The 16,978-nt window shown below is 69.3% G+C and carries 13 protein-coding genes and 1 riboswitch; of the genes, 4 read left to right on the forward strand and 9 right to left on the reverse strand.

Going from position 1 to position 16,978, the window contains the following annotated elements:
- Positions 1-57: 57 nt before the first annotated feature.
- A complete protein-coding gene (locus ACWETB_RS09600) occupies positions 58-879 on the reverse strand; it encodes a CbtA family protein (protein ID WP_348808531.1) in 822 nt (273 codons plus the stop codon).
- Between the two features lie 25 nt (positions 880-904).
- Positions 905-1,126, reverse strand: coding sequence for a CbtB domain-containing protein (locus ACWETB_RS09605; RefSeq protein WP_348802574.1), 222 nt, complete (start codon positions 1,124-1,126; stop codon positions 905-907).
- 61 nt (positions 1,127-1,187) lie between these two features.
- Positions 1,188-1,274: riboswitch (cobalamin riboswitch) on the reverse strand.
- A 120-nt stretch (positions 1,275-1,394) separates the two neighbouring features.
- On the opposite strand from ACWETB_RS09605, the gene ACWETB_RS09610 reads away from it, so the two are divergent.
- Together ACWETB_RS09610 and ACWETB_RS09615 are read left to right on the forward strand one after the other, a co-directional pair.
- Positions 1,395-6,053, forward strand: a complete 4,659-nt coding sequence (locus tag ACWETB_RS09610; protein WP_452210831.1) for an ATP-dependent helicase — start codon at positions 1,395-1,397, stop codon at positions 6,051-6,053.
- Positions 6,040-6,825, forward strand: coding sequence for a DNA-formamidopyrimidine glycosylase family protein (locus ACWETB_RS09615; protein WP_449744845.1), 786 nt, complete (start codon positions 6,040-6,042; stop codon positions 6,823-6,825). The genes ACWETB_RS09610 and ACWETB_RS09615 overlap by 14 nt, the downstream gene beginning before the upstream one ends.
- A 10-nt stretch (positions 6,826-6,835) precedes the next feature.
- On the opposite strand, the gene ACWETB_RS09620 is transcribed toward ACWETB_RS09615, so the two are convergent.
- On the reverse strand, positions 6,836-7,258 hold the full coding sequence (locus ACWETB_RS09620) for a pyridoxamine 5'-phosphate oxidase family protein (RefSeq protein ID WP_449744866.1): 423 nt from the start codon (positions 7,256-7,258) through the stop codon (positions 6,836-6,838).
- Positions 7,259-7,371: 113 nt separating this feature from the next.
- Positions 7,372-9,132 carry a glycerol-3-phosphate dehydrogenase gene (glpD, locus tag ACWETB_RS09625; protein ID WP_452210833.1) on the reverse strand — a complete coding sequence of 587 codons (1,761 nt, stop codon included), beginning with the start codon at positions 9,130-9,132 and terminating at the stop codon, positions 7,372-7,374.
- Positions 9,133-9,200: 68 nt separating this feature from the next.
- Between glpD and glpK the strand changes: the two genes are divergently transcribed.
- Positions 9,201-10,709, forward strand: coding sequence for a glycerol kinase GlpK (gene glpK, locus ACWETB_RS09630; protein WP_449744846.1), 1,509 nt, complete (start codon positions 9,201-9,203; stop codon positions 10,707-10,709).
- A 44-nt stretch (positions 10,710-10,753) separates the two neighbouring features.
- Here the strand turns inward: glpK and ACWETB_RS09635 are convergent, their stop codons facing one another.
- The 3 genes from ACWETB_RS09635 to ACWETB_RS09645 all read right to left on the reverse strand — a co-directional run bounded on the left by ACWETB_RS09635 (position 10,754) and on the right by ACWETB_RS09645 (position 14,125).
- A complete protein-coding gene (locus ACWETB_RS09635) occupies positions 10,754-11,206 on the reverse strand; it encodes a hypothetical protein (protein ID WP_348808537.1) in 453 nt (150 codons plus the stop codon).
- Entirely contained in the window at positions 11,199-12,575 is a 1,377-nt protein-coding gene (locus tag ACWETB_RS09640; protein WP_452210836.1) for a hypothetical protein, read from the reverse strand. The genes ACWETB_RS09635 and ACWETB_RS09640 overlap by 8 nt, the downstream gene beginning before the upstream one ends.
- 146 nt (positions 12,576-12,721) lie before the next feature.
- On the reverse strand, positions 12,722-14,125 hold the full coding sequence (locus tag ACWETB_RS09645) for an NAD(P)H-quinone dehydrogenase (protein ID WP_348808539.1): 1,404 nt from the start codon (positions 14,123-14,125) through the stop codon (positions 12,722-12,724).
- Between the two features lie 235 nt (positions 14,126-14,360).
- Here ACWETB_RS09645 and ACWETB_RS09650 point away from each other — a divergent pair, with 235 nt between their 5' ends.
- Complete coding sequence (locus ACWETB_RS09650) at positions 14,361-14,846, forward strand: gamma-glutamylcyclotransferase (RefSeq protein ID WP_348802586.1); 486 nt, start codon at positions 14,361-14,363, stop codon at positions 14,844-14,846.
- A 28-nt stretch (positions 14,847-14,874) separates the two neighbouring features.
- On the opposite strand, the gene ACWETB_RS09655 is transcribed toward ACWETB_RS09650, so the two are convergent.
- Together ACWETB_RS09655 and ACWETB_RS09660 are read right to left on the reverse strand one after the other, a co-directional pair.
- Positions 14,875-16,068 carry an amidohydrolase gene (locus tag ACWETB_RS09655; protein ID WP_449744848.1) on the reverse strand — a complete coding sequence of 398 codons (1,194 nt, stop codon included), beginning with the start codon at positions 16,066-16,068 and terminating at the stop codon, positions 14,875-14,877.
- A gap of 49 nt (positions 16,069-16,117) precedes the next feature.
- Positions 16,118-16,825, reverse strand: a complete 708-nt coding sequence (locus ACWETB_RS09660) for an enoyl-CoA hydratase/isomerase family protein (RefSeq protein WP_452210838.1) — start codon at positions 16,823-16,825, stop codon at positions 16,118-16,120.
- Positions 16,826-16,978 lie beyond the last annotated feature (153 nt).

Raw genomic sequence — 16,978 nt, forward strand, 5'->3', positions numbered from 1 at the left:
TGCTCTACCCATCCCAGGGCTGGGGGGGGGGGGGGTTGTCTGTGTTCGGTCTTCGTATCAGCTGTTCGCGTCGGCCATGGCCGACGATCGGTTGGCCGACGATCGACTCATCCACGTCAGCAAGCCGGCGAACGCCGTGGTCAGGACGGTCCACAGGATCACCTGATTGGCGATTGCGTACACCCGGAAATCTCCGATGACCGCGCTCGGGAAACCGGGGAACACGATCCGATCACCGTTCATCAACGGTTCGGGAACCTCGTGGAACTCCGGCAGCAACGCGATCGCGATCGTGACCACCACCAGGAATCCGATCGCCGCAACCACGGCCGAGCCGAGGCCACCCCACCGGGGCCGCAGCCACAATGCGAGGACGACGGCCGCAATCATCGCCACCACTGCGACGATCGTGATGGTGAGGTAGGCACTCGATCGTGCCCCGATGGTGTCGTCGTCACCCACTGCCGGCGGATTGGCCGGGTAGGCGAAGAACGGGACTCCGAAGAACGCGATGAAACCCAGCACGCCGACGGCCGCCGACGCCCACCGGGGATCGGTGTCCGGGAAGTGATGCCCCAGATAGGTCCACAGGATGGTGAACGCGACCGCGAAAAAGGCGCCCATCGCCACCGCGAAGATCACGGTGCCGACGCCTGCGCCGATGTTCTCCTGCACGGACCGGGTGAAGAGCTCGGCACCGTGCTCGTGGCCGGCGTGACCATGCGCGGCCTCGAGTGCCTCCTGCGCCTGCGACCGACCGTCCTCATAGTCGATGGCCTTGGCGACCTGCGGCTCAATGAACAGCCGGGCGAAAACATATGCGACGATGCCGGCGACCAGGCCTGACAGCACGCCCGCGCCGATGAACTTTCTCTCCATGTTCGGTTGTCTCCCTTATCTCGGATCAGTGGCAGGGGAATCCGAGGAAGTGCCGGGAGTCGTGGACGAACTCATGGATGTGGGTGTCGCTGCCGAACACCGACCACGCGCCCTGGTCGTAGCCGATGAAGTAGTACGCCATGGCGGCGAGGATGACGGTGGCGGTCAGCCACAGTGCGGCCGACGCAGCCGAAAGATTGGGAACCGCAAGGGACAGACCCTTGCCGTGATGAGTTGTTGCGACCATCGAACTGATGTCCTTTCGTGGGATGACGCGTCCCTACGGGGTGTCGGGCTCGACATTGTGCGGTGTTCTGACTCGCCCCATCCCGGGGAGGCGTCCCCGGCATACGGCTCACAGTGGCGCGACCGTCCCGGGCTTTCACCGGGTTTCCCGTCCAAAGTCTGAAATGACCATATACCGGATCGCCCCGGGGTCACGACCTGATGTTGCGAGCACACCTGCGGCGATGTCGGCACCGCCGACTGTCGGTGCCCTCGTGGATGATGGATTCATGCCCACCCCGGCCGAGGTTCTGCACCGCTTCACCGCTCCCACCCGACGGTGGTTCGGCGGCGCGTTCGCCGAGCCCACGCCGGCGCAGGTCGGCGCGTGGTCGGCCATCGCCGACGGTGACAACACCCTGGTCATCGCGCCCACCGGGTCGGGTAAGACGCTCTCGGCCTTCCTGTGGGCCCTCGATCGCCTCGCCGCCCGGCCGGAGCGGTCCCGCGGCACCACCCGGGTGCTCTACATCTCCCCGCTGAAGGCCCTCGCCGTCGACGTGGAACGAAATCTGCGCGCGCCGCTGACCGGCATCACCCGCGCCGCACAGGAACTCGGCGAACCCGAACCGGCGATCACCGTCGGCCTGCGTTCGGGTGATACCCCGGCGGCCACCCGCCGTCTGCTGGTCCGCACGCCGCCGGACATCCTCATCACCACCCCCGAGTCGCTGTATCTGATGCTGACGTCGTCGGCGCGGGAGACGCTGACCGGCGTCGAGGCCGTCATCGTCGACGAGGTCCACGCAGTCGCCGGAACCAAACGCGGCACCCACCTCGCACTCTCGCTGGAACGCCTCGACGAGTTGCTCGAGCGGCCCGCCCAGCGCATCGGATTGTCGGCGACGGTCCGGCCACCGGAGGTGGTGGCCGACTTCCTCACCGGAGCGGCCGGCGCCACCATCGTGCGGCCACCCGCCGCCAAGACCTTCGACCTGCGCGTCGACGTGCCGGTCGAGGACATGTCCAACATCCCGCCGCCGCCGGACGCCGGGGACGCCGACCTCGACGACGCCTTCTCCCCGACCGCGGGCTCGCTGTGGCCATACGTCGAGTCCGCGATCGTCGACCTCATCGAGGCCAACCGCACCACCATCGTCTTCGCGAACTCGCGCCGCCTCGCCGAACGGTTGACCGCGCGGCTCAACGAGATCGCCGAGACCCGGGCCGCCGGCGACAGCCCGGTGCGCGAACCACCCCGCAACACCCGGGTCGGTGGTGGCGCCCCCGCCCTCGTACTGGGCAGCGGCGCCACCACCGGCGCTCCGTCGGTGCTGGCACGCGCCCACCACGGATCCGTCAGCAAGGAGCAGCGCGCCGAGATCGAGGACGACCTCAAGACCGGTCGGCTGCGGTGCGTCGTGGCGACCAGCAGCCTCGAGCTCGGCATCGACATGGGGTCGGTGGATCTCGTCGTGCAGGTTGAGGCGCCGCCGTCGGTGGCCAGTGGCCTGCAACGCATCGGGCGTGCCGGCCATCAGGTCGGCGAGATCAGCCAAGGTGTGCTGTTCCCCAAACACCGCACCGACCTCATCCACTGCACCGTCGCGGTGTCCCGGATGCGCGCCGGGGAGATCGAGGAACTGCGCATCCCCATCAACCCGCTCGACGTGCTGGCCCAGCAGACCATCGCCGCCGCTGCCGTCGACGACCTCGACGTTGATGCCTGGTTCGACGTGGTGCGCCGCGCCGCGCCGTATCGCGAGCTCGCCCGCTCGGTGTACGAGGCGACGCTCGACCTGATCTCCGGACGGTTCCCGTCGGACGAATTCGCCGAACTCCGCCCTCGGGTGACCTGGGATCGGGACCGCAACCTGCTCAGCGGCCGGCGGGGGGCACAACGCCTCGCGGTCACCTCGGGCGGCACGATTCCCGACCGCGGGTTGTTCGGTGTGTTCCTTGTCGGTGAAAAACTCAGCCGCGTCGGCGAACTCGACGAAGAAATGGTCTACGAATCCCGCGTCGGCGACGTCTTCGCCCTCGGCGCCACCAGCTGGCGCATCGAGGACATCACCCACGACCGTGTGCTGGTCACCCCCGCCTTCGGCCAGCCCGGACGTCTGCCGTTCTGGATCGGTGACTCCGTCGGCCGCCCCGCCGAACTCGGTGCGGCCATCGGCAGATTCACCGCCGAGATCGCCAATGACGCCGAACTCGATCGTCGCGCAACCGAACTCGGTCTGACCACCTTCGCCCGCGACAATCTCGCCGCACTCATCGCCGAACAGCGCGACGCCACCGGATACCTGCCCAGCGATCGCACCTTGGTGGTCGAACGATTCCGTGATGAACTCGGCGATTGGCGCGTGATCCTGCACTCCCCCTACGGGTTACGGGTACACGCCCCGTGGGCGTCGGCGATCTCGGCACAGCTCAAGACCTCCCTCGGGCTCGACGGCGCCGTCACCGCCTCCGACGACGGCATCATCGTGCGCCTGCCCGACACCGACGACACCCCACCGGGCGCCGCGGTGTTCACCATCTCCCCCGACGACATCGAGCAACTCGTCACCGATGCACTGGCAGACTCGTCGATGTTCGCCTCCCGTTTCCGCGAATGTGCGGCCCGAGCCCTGCTGCTGCCCCGGCGCGATCCGGGCCGTCGCGCACCGCTGTGGCAACAACGCCAGCGCAGCGCCCAATTACTTGCCGTCGCTTCGCAATTCCCCGACTTCCCGATCGTCCTGGAGGCGGTCCGGGAATGCCTGCAGGACGTCTACGACCTGCCCGCGCTGACGGAGTTGTTACGCGGCATCGGCACTCGTCGCATCCGGCTCGTCGAGACCGAGACCGAGGCCCCGTCGCCGTTCGCGGCGTCGTTGCTCTTCGGCTACGTCGGGGCGTTCATGTACAACGACGACGCCCCGCTGGCCGAACGCCGGGCGGCGGCCCTGTCCCTCGACACCGCGTTGCTCGCGCAACTCCTCGGCCGGGTCGACCTGCGTGAACTCCTCGATCCCGCGGTCATCGCCGAGGTCACCGCACGCCTGCAACGCACCGACCCGGCGCGCGCCGCGCGTGACGCCGAGGATGTCGTGGACCTGTTGCGCTGGCTCGGGCCACTGACCACCGACGAGGTGGCCGCCCGATACCGAGGCAGTCCGGAGGACCAGAACACTTCCGCAGCAACGGTTCTCGCCGGACTTCACCGCGACGGTGCGATCATCTCGATCAGTCACCGCGGTCGACCGCTGTGGGCGGCGATCGAGGACACCGCACGACTGCGCGATGCGCTGGGCGTCCCGGCTCCGATGGGCGTGCCCGTGGCCTTTCTGGAGGCGGTCGCCGATCCCTTGGGCGACGTCGTCCACCGCTACGCCCGCACCCACGGTCCGTTCACCGTCGAGCAGGCCGCCGACTCCCTGGGATTGGGGGCGGCCGTCGTGCGTGACACCCTGGTCCGCCTGGCCGGTGACCGCAAGGTCATCGAGGGCGATTTCCTCCCCGACACCACGGGAACCCAGTGGTGTCACAGCGAGGTCCTCGGCCAGATCCGACGCGGATCCCTGGCCGCCGGTCGTGCCGACATCGCGCCGGTCGATCCGGCCACCCTCACCCGTTTCCTGTTGTCCTGGCAGCACGTCACCCCCACCGACGACCGGCTGTCCGGCGTCGACGGCGTCGCCGTGGTGATCGATCAGCTGGCCGGTTATCCACTGCCCGCCTCCGCGTGGGAATCGTTGATCCTGCCGGCACGCGTCACCGACTACTCCCCCGCGATGCTCGACGAACTTCTGTCCTCCGGCGAGGTCACCTGGTCGGGCGCCGGCCGCATCGGCGGCTCCGACGGCTGGATTCGCCTGTGTCCCACCGATCTCGCCGAGGTCATCCTCGGTGAATCCGACGAGATCGATGTGACCGATGCGCACCGTCTGGTGATCGACCGGCTGGCCGGCGGCGGTGGCCTGCGCTACGCACAGATCCTCGACTCACCCGATGCCGGGCCGGAGCGTCCCGGGGCCGGCGGCGCCGAGGTGGAGGCCGCACTCTGGGATCTCGTCTGGTCGGGCCGGGTGTCCAACGATTCCTTCGCACCGGTACGCGCGCTGCTCATGCCGCGCCGGGCGTCGGGCTCCCCCTCCACCGCCGTACCGGCCCACCGCACGCGGGCCCGCGCGCCCCGCCTGCGGCCGTCGCGGCTGACCACGCGCCACCTCATCTCCACGGCGGGTGCGCCGGCCACCCCGCCGCAGCTCGCCGGACGGTGGTTCTCTCGCCCCGCCGCCATCAAGGATCCGACGCTGCGCACCCAGGTGAGTTGCGACCAACTGCTCACCCGCTACGGTGTGGTGACGCGCGGACCGGTCGTCGCCGAGGGCATCATCGGCGGGTTCTCCCGGATCTACAAGGCCCTCACCGTCTTCGAGGACAGCGGACAGGTTCGGCGTGGCTACTACGTCGACGGGCTCGGCGGCGCCCAGTTCGCCGCCCCCGCCGTCGTCGACGATCTCCGCCGGCATGCCCTCGAACCGGGCGAGGACTCCCGTCGTAACCGCGGCACCGCCGTGGTGATCGCCGCCACCGATCCCGCCAATCCGTTTGGCGCAGCACTGGAGTGGCCATCCCGGCCCGACGGCGAGAACCGATCCGGCCATCGCCCGGGCCGCAAGCCGGGCGCCCTGGTGGTGCTGGTGGACGGCCGGCTCGCGGCCTTCGTCGAGCGGGGCGGCAAGACGGTGCTCACCTTCGGTGATTCCGGCCAGGCCGTGCGGGTCGCCGCCGGCGCACTGGCCGAGGCGGTCGGCACCGGTCGGGTCGCACGGCTGTCCATCGATCAGATCGACGGCGTCGAGGCCCTGCGATCGGACCTCGCCGCCGTCTTCGTCGACGCCGGGTTCTCCACCACTCCCCGCGGACTCCGGATGCGGCACACCCATGCCCGAGGGTGACACCGTCTTCCGCGCCGCCGACCGACTACGGCGCGGATTGGCCGGAAAGATGTTGACCCACAGCGATTTTCGGGTTCCCTCGCTGGCCACCGTCGATCTGAGCGGCCACACCGTCACATCGGTACGGTCGCGCGGCAAGCACCTGCTGATCGATGTGACCGACCCCGAGGGCGGCCAACAGGTGAGCATCCACTCGCATCTGAAGATGGAGGGGATCTGGATTGTCGCACCGCTCGGCACACGCTGGCGCCGCCCGGCGCATCAGGCGCGCATCATCCTGCGCACCGCAGCGCACGAGGCGGTCGGATTCGCCCTGGGAATCCTGGAATTGCTCGACGACCCCGACACTGCACTGGGCTACCTGGGGCCCGATCTGCTGGGCGAGGACTGGGATGCCGCCGAGGCGGTGCGCCGGATCGAGAGCGACCCGGACCGCGCGATCGGCGACGCCCTGCTCGATCAGCGACTGATGGCCGGCGTCGGCAACGAGTACCGCAGCGAATTGTGCTTCTTGCGTGGGGTGCTACCGGGCACCCCGGTCACAGATGTCGACGTTGCACCGATGGTCGATCTGGCGCATCGGATGTTGTGGGCCAATCGGCTCAGAACGGCGCGCACCACCACCGGTGACACCCGGGGTGGTGCGCGTGTGTGGGTCTATGGCCGACGCGGACGACTGTGCCGTCGATGCGCCACACCCATCGAGAGGGGGTTTCTCGCGACCGACACCGAGGACCGCGTCATCTACTGGTGCCCGCGGTGCCAGACGTGAGAGACACGCCCTACACCGGGTAGCGCTCCGGCTCCGGTCCGAATTCGAAACGCCGGGCAGTGATGTCGCCGACACTGATCTCGACGTAGTTGTACTTGATGGTGGGAACCCACGGTGTGAGCGGCAGGGTGTCGGCCTCGGCGATCTCGTCGCCGCGCGCGAGCACCCGTGCGGCGCCCTTGGCCACCACACTCCACCCGCCGTCGTCGGTGTACTCGTCGACCTCGAAGGCCACATGCTCGTTGACGACGAGTTCGGACAGCTTGGTGCCCTCCGCGGAGCGGAAGAGAATACGGCCCTCGTCGGAGTAATAGTTCACCGGGAAGATGTCCGGTTGTCCACCAACGCTCACCGCGAGGCGACCGAGTTGCTTCGAGCCGAGCAACTTCCAGGCCTCGTCAGCGGGAAGTTCCTGAATCGGGTTGTCCACCATGACCTGTCCTTTTCCCATACCTCATCGTCGCATCCTCGACGTTACCGGTCCCAGAGCCAAAGGTCCTGCCGAAACTCTTAAAGCCGTGTCCGCACCGTCCACGGCATGTCACATCACGTCTGGGGCACCGGCACCGGTTCGAGGATCTCGGCGCGCGACTCGGGCGCGGCGGCGCGTAATGCGTCGGCCGACGAGTCGTCGGGTTGCTGCTGCGACGCCACCTCGGCGGCCACCCGGGCGTTGTAGGTCTCCACCTCGAAGGCGATCCGCTCGTCGTCCCAGCCGAGCACCGGCGCCAGCAACTCGGCGACCTCCTGCGCACAGCCCACACCACGATGGGAGTACTCGATGGAGATCCGGGTCCGCCGGGCCAGCACGTCCTCGAGATGCAGGGCCGCCTCGTCGATCGCCGCGTAGACGATCTCCACCCGCAGATACTGCGGGGCGGCGACCAGCGGGCGCAGCAACGACGGATCGGCGTCGGCGTAGTACAGCACGTCGTCGATGAGCGAGCCGTACCGGTTGAGCAGTCGTCGAACCCGGTAGGGATGCAAGCCGAACCGCTTGCCGAGGTGCTCGCACTGATTGATCAGCGCGAAGTACCCGTCGGCGCCGATCAGCGGCACCCGCTCGGTGATCGACGGGGCCACCCGGGTCGGGATGAAGTCATCGCAGGCGTCGACGGCGTCGGCGGCCATCACCCGATAGGTGGTGTACTTGCCGCCGGCGATCGACACCAGTCCGGGCGCCACCCGCGCGACCGCATGTTCCCGTGAGAGCTTCGAGGTCGCCTCGTCCTCCCCGGCCAGCAGCGGCCGCAGACCGGCGTACACCCCCTCGATGTCGTCGTGGGTGAGTTTGGTGACCAGCACCGTGTTCACATGCTCGAGGATGTAATCGATGTCGGCCCGCGTCGCGGCCGGATGAGCCAGATCGAGATTCCAGTCGGTGTCGGTGGTGCCGATGATCCAGTGCGTCTCCCACGGGATGACGAAGAGCACCGACTTCTCGGTGCGCAGGATGATCGCGGTCTCGCTGACGATGCGGTCACGGGGCACCACGATGTGCACACCCTTGGACGCCCGTACCCGGAAGTGGCCACGCTGATGCGACAGCGCCTGTACCTCGTCGGTCCACACGCCGGCGGCGTTGATCACGCAGTGCGCCCGGACCTCGGCGGTCTCGCCGTTCTCGGTGTCGCGGACCTTGACGCCCATCACCCGGTCGGCCTCCCGGAGGAATCCGACCACCTGCGTCGAGGTGCGGATCACCGCGCCGTAGTTGGCTGCGGTGCGCGCCACGGTCAGGCTGTGCCGGGCGTCGTCGACAACGGTGTCGTAGTAGCGGATGCCGCCGATCAACGAATCCCGCTTGAGCGCCGGGGCCACCCGCAGCGCCCCGGAACGGGTCACATGCTGTTGTCCGGGAACCGATTTCGCGCCGCCCATACGGTCGTAGAGGAAGATTCCGGCGGCCACATACGGGCGTTCCCAGATGCGTTGGGTCAGCGGGTAGAGAAACGGGAGGGGTTTGACAAGGTGCGGGGCCAGCAGCCGCAGCGACAGTTCACGTTCGCGCAGAGCCTCGCGGACCAGACCGAACTCGAGTTGCTCGAGATAGCGCAGCCCACCGTGGAACATCTTCGACGATCGGCTCGAGGTTCCCGACGCGATGTCGCGGGCCTCCACCAGCGCCACCCGCAGGCCGCGGGTCGCCGCGTCGAGTGCGGCGCCGACGCCCACCACACCGCCGCCGACGACGACGATGTCGAATTGCTCACTCGAGAGTCGTTTCCAGGCCTCGGCCCGATACAGCGGACCCATATCCGCTGGTCGGTCCGGGTTGAATCCGGTCTCATTCGGCTCGGTGTCCATACCGGCCAGCGTAATTGATCTCGGCGGAACCCACCGTCTGCGACCCGCACCGTGCGACACTGACCCCCGTGGATAGCGCTTCCGGATACGTCGCGGCCATCGATCAGGGAACGACGTCGACGCGGGCCATGGTCTTCGACCGCCGCGGACAGGTCATCGCCGCCGAACAACTCGAACACCGACAGATCTTCCCCCGCGCCGGATGGGTCGAACACGATGCCGCCGAGATCTGGCGCAACACCCGCCGCGTCGTGGCATCCGCACTGGCGTCGGCCGATCTGACCTCCGACGACATCGTCGCGTGCGGACTGACCAATCAACGGGAGACCACCCTGGCCTGGGACCGCACCACCGGCGAACCGCTGCACAACGCGATCGTCTGGCAGGACACCCGCACCGGCGAACTGTGCGACCGGCTCGCCGGCGATGCCGGCGCCGACCGGTACCGCGACCGCACCGGGCTACCGCTGTCGACCTACTTCGCCGGGCCCAAGATGCGCTGGCTGCTCGACAATGTGGAGGGCGTTGCCGAACGTGCCGAGGCCGGCGAACTCTGTTTCGGCACAATGGATTCCTGGATCGCCTGGAACATCACCGGAGGCGCGTCCGGCGGCCTGCACATCACCGACGTCACCAACGCGTCGCGCACCATGCTGATGGATCTTCGGACACTGTCCTGGGATGAGGAGATCTGCGCGGAGATGGGGATACCCGTCGACGCACTCCCCGAGATCCGCAGCAGCTCGCAGGTGTACGGGACGCTACGCGAACAGGGAACCCTGCACGGGGTGCCCCTGTCCGGCATCCTCGGCGATCAGCAGGCGGCGACGTTCGGCCAGGCGTGCCTGTCACCCGGCGAGGCGAAGAACACCTACGGCACCGGGAACTTCTTGTTGCTCAACACCGGAACCGACGCGGTGTTCTCCGATCACGGACTGCTGACCACCGTGTGTTACCGCATCGGTGAGGCACCGCCGCACTATGCCCTCGAGGGCTCGATCGCCGTCACCGGTTCGCTGGTGCAGTGGCTGCGGGACAACCTCGGCCTCTTCTCCTCCGCCGGTGAGGTCGAGCAACTCGCGGCCGGCGTCGACGACAACGGCGGCGTGTACTTCGTCCCCGCCTTCTCCGGGTTGTTCGCGCCGCGGTGGCGACCCGATGCCCGCGGCGTCATCGCCGGCCTGACCCGCTTCGCCAACAAGGGGCACATCGCCCGGGCCGCGTTGGAGGCCAGCGCTTTTCAGACCCGGGAGGTGATCGAGGCGATGCAGGCCGACTCCGGTGTCACCCTGTCGACCCTCAAGGTCGACGGCGGCATGGTGGTCAACAATCTCTTGATGCAGTTCCAGGCCGATATCCTCGATGTGCCGGTGGTGCGGCCGGTGGTCAACGAGACCACCGCCCTCGGCGCGGCATACGCGGCCGGACTGGCCGTCGGCTACTGGGACGACGAGGACGAGATCCGGCAGAATTGGGCCGAACACACCCGGTGGACACCCGCGATGGACACCGACGAGCGCGACCGCCTGTACCGGGAGTGGAATCGCGCTGTGGAGCACAGTTTCGGGTTGGCCTGACCCGGCCGGTCGAGGACGATCGGGCGCGATCGAGCTCCAGCCGGTCACACCACGAATTCGACGAGGACCGCGACGACGCCCGCGGTCCCGCCCATCGCGATCGCTGCCTCGTAGGCCGCTTCGGAGAGTCGCTCGGCGGCATCGACGTCGGGATCGACGGCGATGCTCAGCGCATGCACCGCCCGGGCCCGCACGAATGCCGCTCGCTGCATGGCGATGTCACCGGACCGGTGCGCGACGGCGGCGTCGATGTCACGACGGGTCAGCGCCGCGACCAAGCGTGAACGCGTCGCCGGCGACACCCGACCCTCCTCCCGCCACTGCGAAAGGGCCTCCCGGACAACGGCATCGGCATTGGCCTCGGTGACGTCGATCGCCGAGATCACCAGCATTCGCAGGCAGTCGTCGATGTCGGCGGCACCTACCCGGGCGACGAGCTCCGCTACCGCCGCACCCGGAAGTCGTGCCAGCCGACCGCGAATCATGTTCTCAGCCATCGCGATCGGCGCCCCCGGCTCGCGTCGGCGGGACGGCATCACCGTCACCACCGCCTGCCGCGGAGTCGACGGGAACCGCATCGCCCGCCGAGCCGGCGGCGCCCACCGGTTCGCGATCGCTGACGGGCACGGTGGCCGCCGACGAACCGCCCGGATCCGCGGTCGCGGGATAGGCCTGCGGAGTCCAGTCGCCGATGACCGGCGGTCCGACGAGCGGCAGATCTCCGACGATGTCGCGGCCGTGCTCGCCGTGATGCAGGTAGGGGGCGGGCCGGTGCCGGGTGTCGCGATCGCGACCCGTCGGCGCCGCGCCCGGGCCGGTACCGGGCGGGGTACCACGCAATCCCGGACCCGACGACGGGGCGCCCGACCCGGCGGGCGCAGCGGAGGCCACCGGCCCCGCGGAACCGGCAGCGAGGAACGGGGGCACCACGCTCGGCACCCCGGACGGCGCGCCGCCGACCGGACCGACCGGATTCGACCCGCGCCCGCCGCCGCCCTCACCCGATCCGGTGGTTCGCCCGCCGGGTGCACCGGCCCCGGCGCCGACGCCGACCGGGTCGCCTAGCCCGCCACGGGTCAGGGTGGACGGATCCTCCCCGTCATCGGCCGACGGGGACCCGGTGGTGGTCGACGTCGTCACCGGGGTGGTCCCGGTCGCCGGGGCGGCCGGTGTCGCGGTGTCCGGGTCGGTGGTCGTCGGAGAGAGTTCGATGACCCCGCCGGGTGCCGACGGATCCGCGCCGTCGATGTCGGCGATGGCGCCCGACTGGCCACCCCCGGCCGGGCCGAAGGTGGAGCCGGCACCCGTCGTCGTGCCACCGGCAACCCCACCGGAGTGGAAGTTGTCCTTCTCCACACTCGTGACCTCGGGCAACGCGTCGGCCGCCTCGAGCATCGGAGAACTGTAGCTGCCGGTCATCAGCCGGGTGACCAGCGCGCGCACGGTCGCCGCGTCCTCGGGATGCTCCTGCAGTCGACGCTGATGCTCGACCAGGACCGGCTCCTGCGCCCGGGTGGCGCCGAGGACTCCGGCGGCGGCACCGATGGCCGCGGCGCTGGTCGCAGCACCCTCGGCGGTCGCGCGGATCTCGGCCACCAGACGATCCGCGGCGTCGACGGCACCCTCGGCGGCCCGGCCCCGCAGCACACCGACGTTGTCGAAGGCGCCCGCGAGAGCATCCGCGATGCCCGCGATGGTGGCGATGGCGATGGTCACGGCTTCGGCGTCACCGCGGGCCGAACTCTCGCTCATCGTGGTGAGGATGTGCAGAATCTCGCCGATGCTCATCGATCCCCACGGGGTCTGCGCACCGGGACGGCAATGCTCCGCGCCGGCGGTGGGCCGCTCACCCCGCCCAGATGTCATCGCTGTCGCCCCCCGGGATCGTCGCCGGTGCAGGACGCGAACGGTCCGGCACCCGTGCACGCACTCTATCGCCGTGCGTGCCGTCGCGGCGTGCCCGGCGTTCGGTTGTGGATCGGGGATCGGTCCGCCTCGACCGGCCCGCCCGGTCAGTCGAGGTCGTCGTGGCGCACGAGCTGGCGGGCCGCCTCGGTGACCGACCCGGACAGCGACGGATACACCGAAAAGGTCTGGGCCAGATCGGACACCGTCAGCTTGTTCTGCACCGCGACCGCGATCGGCAGGATCAGCTCCGACGCCGTCGGCGCGACCACCACGCCGCCGATCACCACACCGGTCGCCGGTCGGCAGAAGATCTTGACGAAGCCGCGTCGTAGGCCGCTCATCTTGGCGCGCGGATTGGTCGCCAGCGGCAGCATCACCGTGCGGGCCGGGTACTCACCGGAGTCGATCGCGTTCTGCGACACCCCGACCGTGGCGATCTCCGGACGGGTGAAGATCGCGGACGCAACGGTTTTCAGCTTGATCGGGCTGACGCCCTCGCCGAGGGCGTGATACATCGCGATCCGGCCCTGCATCGCGGCCACCGAGGCCAGCGGGAACAGTCCGGTGCAGTCGCCGGCGGCGTAGATTCCGGCGACCGAGGTCCGCGAGACGCGGTCGACGGTGATGTATCCGCCACGGTGGGTGTCCACGCCGGCACCACTCAACCCCAGGTTGTCGGTGTTGGGCACCGATCCCACCGTCATCAGCACATGCGAGCCGGTCACGGTCCGGCCGTCGGCGAGGTGTGCGGTCACCGTGTTGCCGGTCCGCACGACCCGATCCGCCCGGGCGTGTTTGACCAGCTCCACACCACGCTCGGCGAGCGCCTCCTCGAGCACGAGGGCGGCGTCCTCGTCCTCGTGGGGAAGAACGCGATCGCGACTGGACACCAGCGTGACCTTGACGCCGAGTTCGGTGTAGGCGTGGACGAACTCCGCACCGGTCACACCGGATCCGATCACCACCAGGTGCTCGGGCAGGGTCTCGAGGTCGTAGAGCTGACGCCAGGTGAGGATGCGTTCGCCGTCGGGCTGCGCGTCGGGCAGTACCCGGGGTGAGGCGCCGGTGGCGATCAGCACCACATCACCCTCGAAGTGTTCGGTGGACCCGTCCGGCAGGGTCGCCGTGACGCCGTGGGTGGACACCCCGACCTGGGTCTGGTCGAGTGCCGCGTGCCCGGACACCAGCTTGACGCCCTCGCTGACCAGTCGCGATCGGATGTCGGCGGACTGCGCGAACGCCAGGTCGCGGACGCGCTGATGAATCTGCGGGAGCGTCACCAGCGTGTCGTCGGTGCGGATGTTGATACCCAGATCGGCGGCACGACGCACCTCGGTGCGGATACCGGTCGAGGCGATGAACGTCTTGGAGGGGACACAGTCCCAGAGCACACACGCCCCACCGATGCCGTCGGAGTCGATCAGGGTGATGTCGGCGCCATAGGCCGCGGCGGCCTGCGCCGCCTCGTAGCCCGCCGGACCTCCGCCGATGATCACGATCCTGGTCACTGGTGTGTCTCCTCCGCGGGTGCGCCGGGCATGCGATTTCTCCGCTCACCAACCTAGGCCATCGGACCGGCGGACCGCCGCGCGGGCGACCCGTGGGGCCGGGTGGGGTGTGTTCGTGAGCGTCGTGCGATCGGCGTGCGCGTAATACGATCATCGTGGCCACCGAGGGCCACGCGGTGCGCAAAACGATGAGGTCGGGCCCATCCCGACGGGAAAGTGCAGGTCAGAGGCGACTATGCCCATCTACGCGGCTTACGGCAGCAACATGCATCCCGAACAGATGGCGGAGCGCGCGCCGCATTCGCCGATGTCGGGGACCGGGTGGCTGCACGGGTGGCGACTGACCTTCGCCGGCGGTGACATCGGGTGGGAAGGATCACTGGCCACCGTCACCGAGGACCGCGACGACCCGGACGCCAAGGTGTTCGTGGTGCTCTATGACGTCCCCACCGAGGACGAGGACAACCTCGATCGGTGGGAGGGCTCCGAGCTCGGTATCCACCGCAAGATCCGCGCCCGCGTCGACACCGACGGCGGTGACGGTGTGCTGGCCTGGCTGTACGTCCTCGACGCCTACGAGGGCGGACTCCCCTCTGCGCGCTACCTGGGCGTGATGGCCGAGGCGGCCGAAATCGCCGGTGCGCCTGCTGAATACGTGCAGGATCTCCGTCTGCGCGAGTCGCGCAACGTCGGTCCCGGCCCGGGCGCCGCGGAAGCCTGAGCGGCGCGGGGCCGAACCGGCCGAGGGCTCAGCCCCCGGAATCGACGCCGAAGATCACCCCGGCCAGCGCCCGTACACCCACGTCCAGGGCGCGCTCGTCGATGTCGAAGTTGGGGCTGTGCAGATCGACCTGTGGGCCGAAACCGCTCCACACGCCCAGGCGTCCCATCGCCCCGGGCACCTGCTCGAGATACCAGGAGAAGTCCTCCCCGCCGGGCGACTGCGGGGTGTCGGCCACGGCATCCTCGCCGATGGCCGCGACCGACCGGGTCAGCATCTCGATCGCTGTCGCGTCGTTGACCACCGGTGGGACACCCCGGAAGTAGGACAGGTCGTAGGACACCCCCAGCGGCGCCAGGAGTTCACCGACGACGCTGCGCACCAACGGTTCCATCTCCGCCCAGGTGAGATGTTCACCGGTGCGCACGGTTCCCCGCAGTTGCCCTTCCTGCGGGATCGCGTTGGGTGCGTTGCCGGCGTGCGCCGCCCCCCACGCCATCACGGTCCCCGACCGCGGATCGATCCGCCGCGAGAGGATTCCGGGCAGTCCGGTGATGACGGTCCCCATCGCGTACACCAGATCCCCGGTGAGATGCGGTCTCGAGGTGTGTCCGCCGGGTGAGCGCAACTGTAGTTCGATGTGGTCGGCGGCCGAGGTGAGCGCCCCCTCCCGCAGTCCCACCGAGCCGACGGGCAGCCGCGGGTCGCAGTGCAGCGCGAAGATGCGGCTCACGCCTTCGGTGACCCCGGCCGCGACCGCGTCGAGCGCGCCGCCGGGCATCACCTCCTCGGCGGGCTGGAAGATCAGTCGCACCCCGACGGGCAGGGCAGGCGCCGAGGCGAGCACCGCGGCGGTACCCAACAGGATCGCCGTGTGCGCATCGTGACCGCAGGAATGCGAGACGCCGTCGGTGGTGGAGCTGAAGGGCAGACCGGTGTGCTCGGTGATCGGCAGGGCATCCATGTCCGCGCGCAACGCCAGCCGCGGCCCGGTGGCGGGCCCCAGATCACAGACCACGCCGGTGCCCAGCGGCAGTCGACGCGGCGACAGCCCGAGGGTGGCCAGTTCGGTCATCACCAGTTCGGTGGTGGCGACCTCCTGCCGCGAGAGTTCCGGAGTCGCGTGGATCCGCCGCCGCCACCCGATGAGCCGATCGCGGTGCGCCGCCAGCCAGGCGTCGATCACGCCGCCGGATGGGTCACCGATGCCCGCCTGTGTCACCGCCACTGTTCCTTCCGCTGGTCGGAGATTCCCGCTCATCGTGGGCCGATCAGAGCAGCGACGGCGGGGTGGGTACGGCCAGGTCGGCGAGTAACGGCTGCCGCAGTCCCTGCTTGATCAGTGTCTGCGTCGGGCCGGCCAGCGGCGCGCGTGCTGCGGCCACCTCGGCGGCCCGTCGGAGCAGGTCGGTGGCCGGCACCGCCTCGTCGACGATACCGGCGGCCACCGCGTCGTCGGCGCCGTAACGACGTGAGGTGAGCATCGCCTCGGTGGCGGCCCGATCGGTCAGCCGGGTGCGGACCAACGAGGCCATCCCCTTGGTGAACGGCATGCCCAGGGCCGCCTCGGGCAGCGACCAGAAACCACGTTCGGTGCGCATCACCAGGTGATCGGCGCAGAGCGCCAGCATCGCCCCGGCTCCGAAGGCGTGACCGTTGACGGCCGCGATCACCGGCACCGGCAGGGTCAGCACCGTGCGGTAGAGCGCATGGACCCGGTCCAGGTAGGCCGGGAGGTCAGCGGCGTTGGTGGCGATGTAGTCGGTGTCGAGGCCGTTGGTGAAGAACTTGCCGGTCGCGGTGATCACCACGGCCTTCGCCCCGCCGGAGACCGCCTCGTCGAGTAGCGCGGTGACGGTGTCGATCCACTCGAGGCGGAAACGGTTCTCCGGATTCGCCTCGTCGAGTTCGACACCCGGGGTGCCCAGGAAGAGTTCCGCGACGCCGGCGGCGGTGGGCTGTTCGCTCAGAAATGGCATGCAGAGACCTTATCGCCTGAGGCCAGGCGATCTTCGGCGCCGTCGACGCCGGGGTCCCCGCAACCACTCATCCATCGTTGCCGCGCACATCGACGACGATCTCGCCGCCCGTGCGCGTCGTCGTATGAGATCGTCGGCTCGGGCCACTAGGGT

Source organism: Gordonia sp. NPDC003950 (assembly GCF_053605205.1).

Coding starts and splice junctions, on each gene's coding strand:
- ACWETB_RS09600 (WP_348808531.1), bottom strand. CDS start 879: ATGGAGAGAAAGTTCATCGGCGCGGGCGTGCTGTCAGGCCTGGTCGCC.
- ACWETB_RS09660 (WP_452210838.1), bottom strand. CDS start 16,825: ATGCCATTTCTGAGCGAACAGCCCACCGCCGCCGGCGTCGCGGAACTC.
- ACWETB_RS09610 (WP_452210831.1), top strand. CDS start 1,395: ATGCCCACCCCGGCCGAGGTTCTGCACCGCTTCACCGCTCCCACCCGA.
- ACWETB_RS09605 (WP_348802574.1), bottom strand. CDS start 1,126: ATGGTCGCAACAACTCATCACGGCAAGGGTCTGTCCCTTGCGGTTCCC.
- ACWETB_RS09640 (WP_452210836.1), bottom strand. CDS start 12,575: ATGACATCTGGGCGGGGTGAGCGGCCCACCGCCGGCGCGGAGCATTGC.
- ACWETB_RS09620 (WP_449744866.1), bottom strand. CDS start 7,258: ATGGTGGACAACCCGATTCAGGAACTTCCCGCTGACGAGGCCTGGAAG.
- ACWETB_RS09635 (WP_348808537.1), bottom strand. CDS start 11,206: ATGGCTGAGAACATGATTCGCGGTCGGCTGGCACGACTTCCGGGTGCG.
- ACWETB_RS09615 (WP_449744845.1), top strand. CDS start 6,040: ATGCCCGAGGGTGACACCGTCTTCCGCGCCGCCGACCGACTACGGCGC.
- glpD (WP_452210833.1), bottom strand. CDS start 9,132: ATGGACACCGAGCCGAATGAGACCGGATTCAACCCGGACCGACCAGCG.
- ACWETB_RS09650 (WP_348802586.1), top strand. CDS start 14,361: ATGCCCATCTACGCGGCTTACGGCAGCAACATGCATCCCGAACAGATG.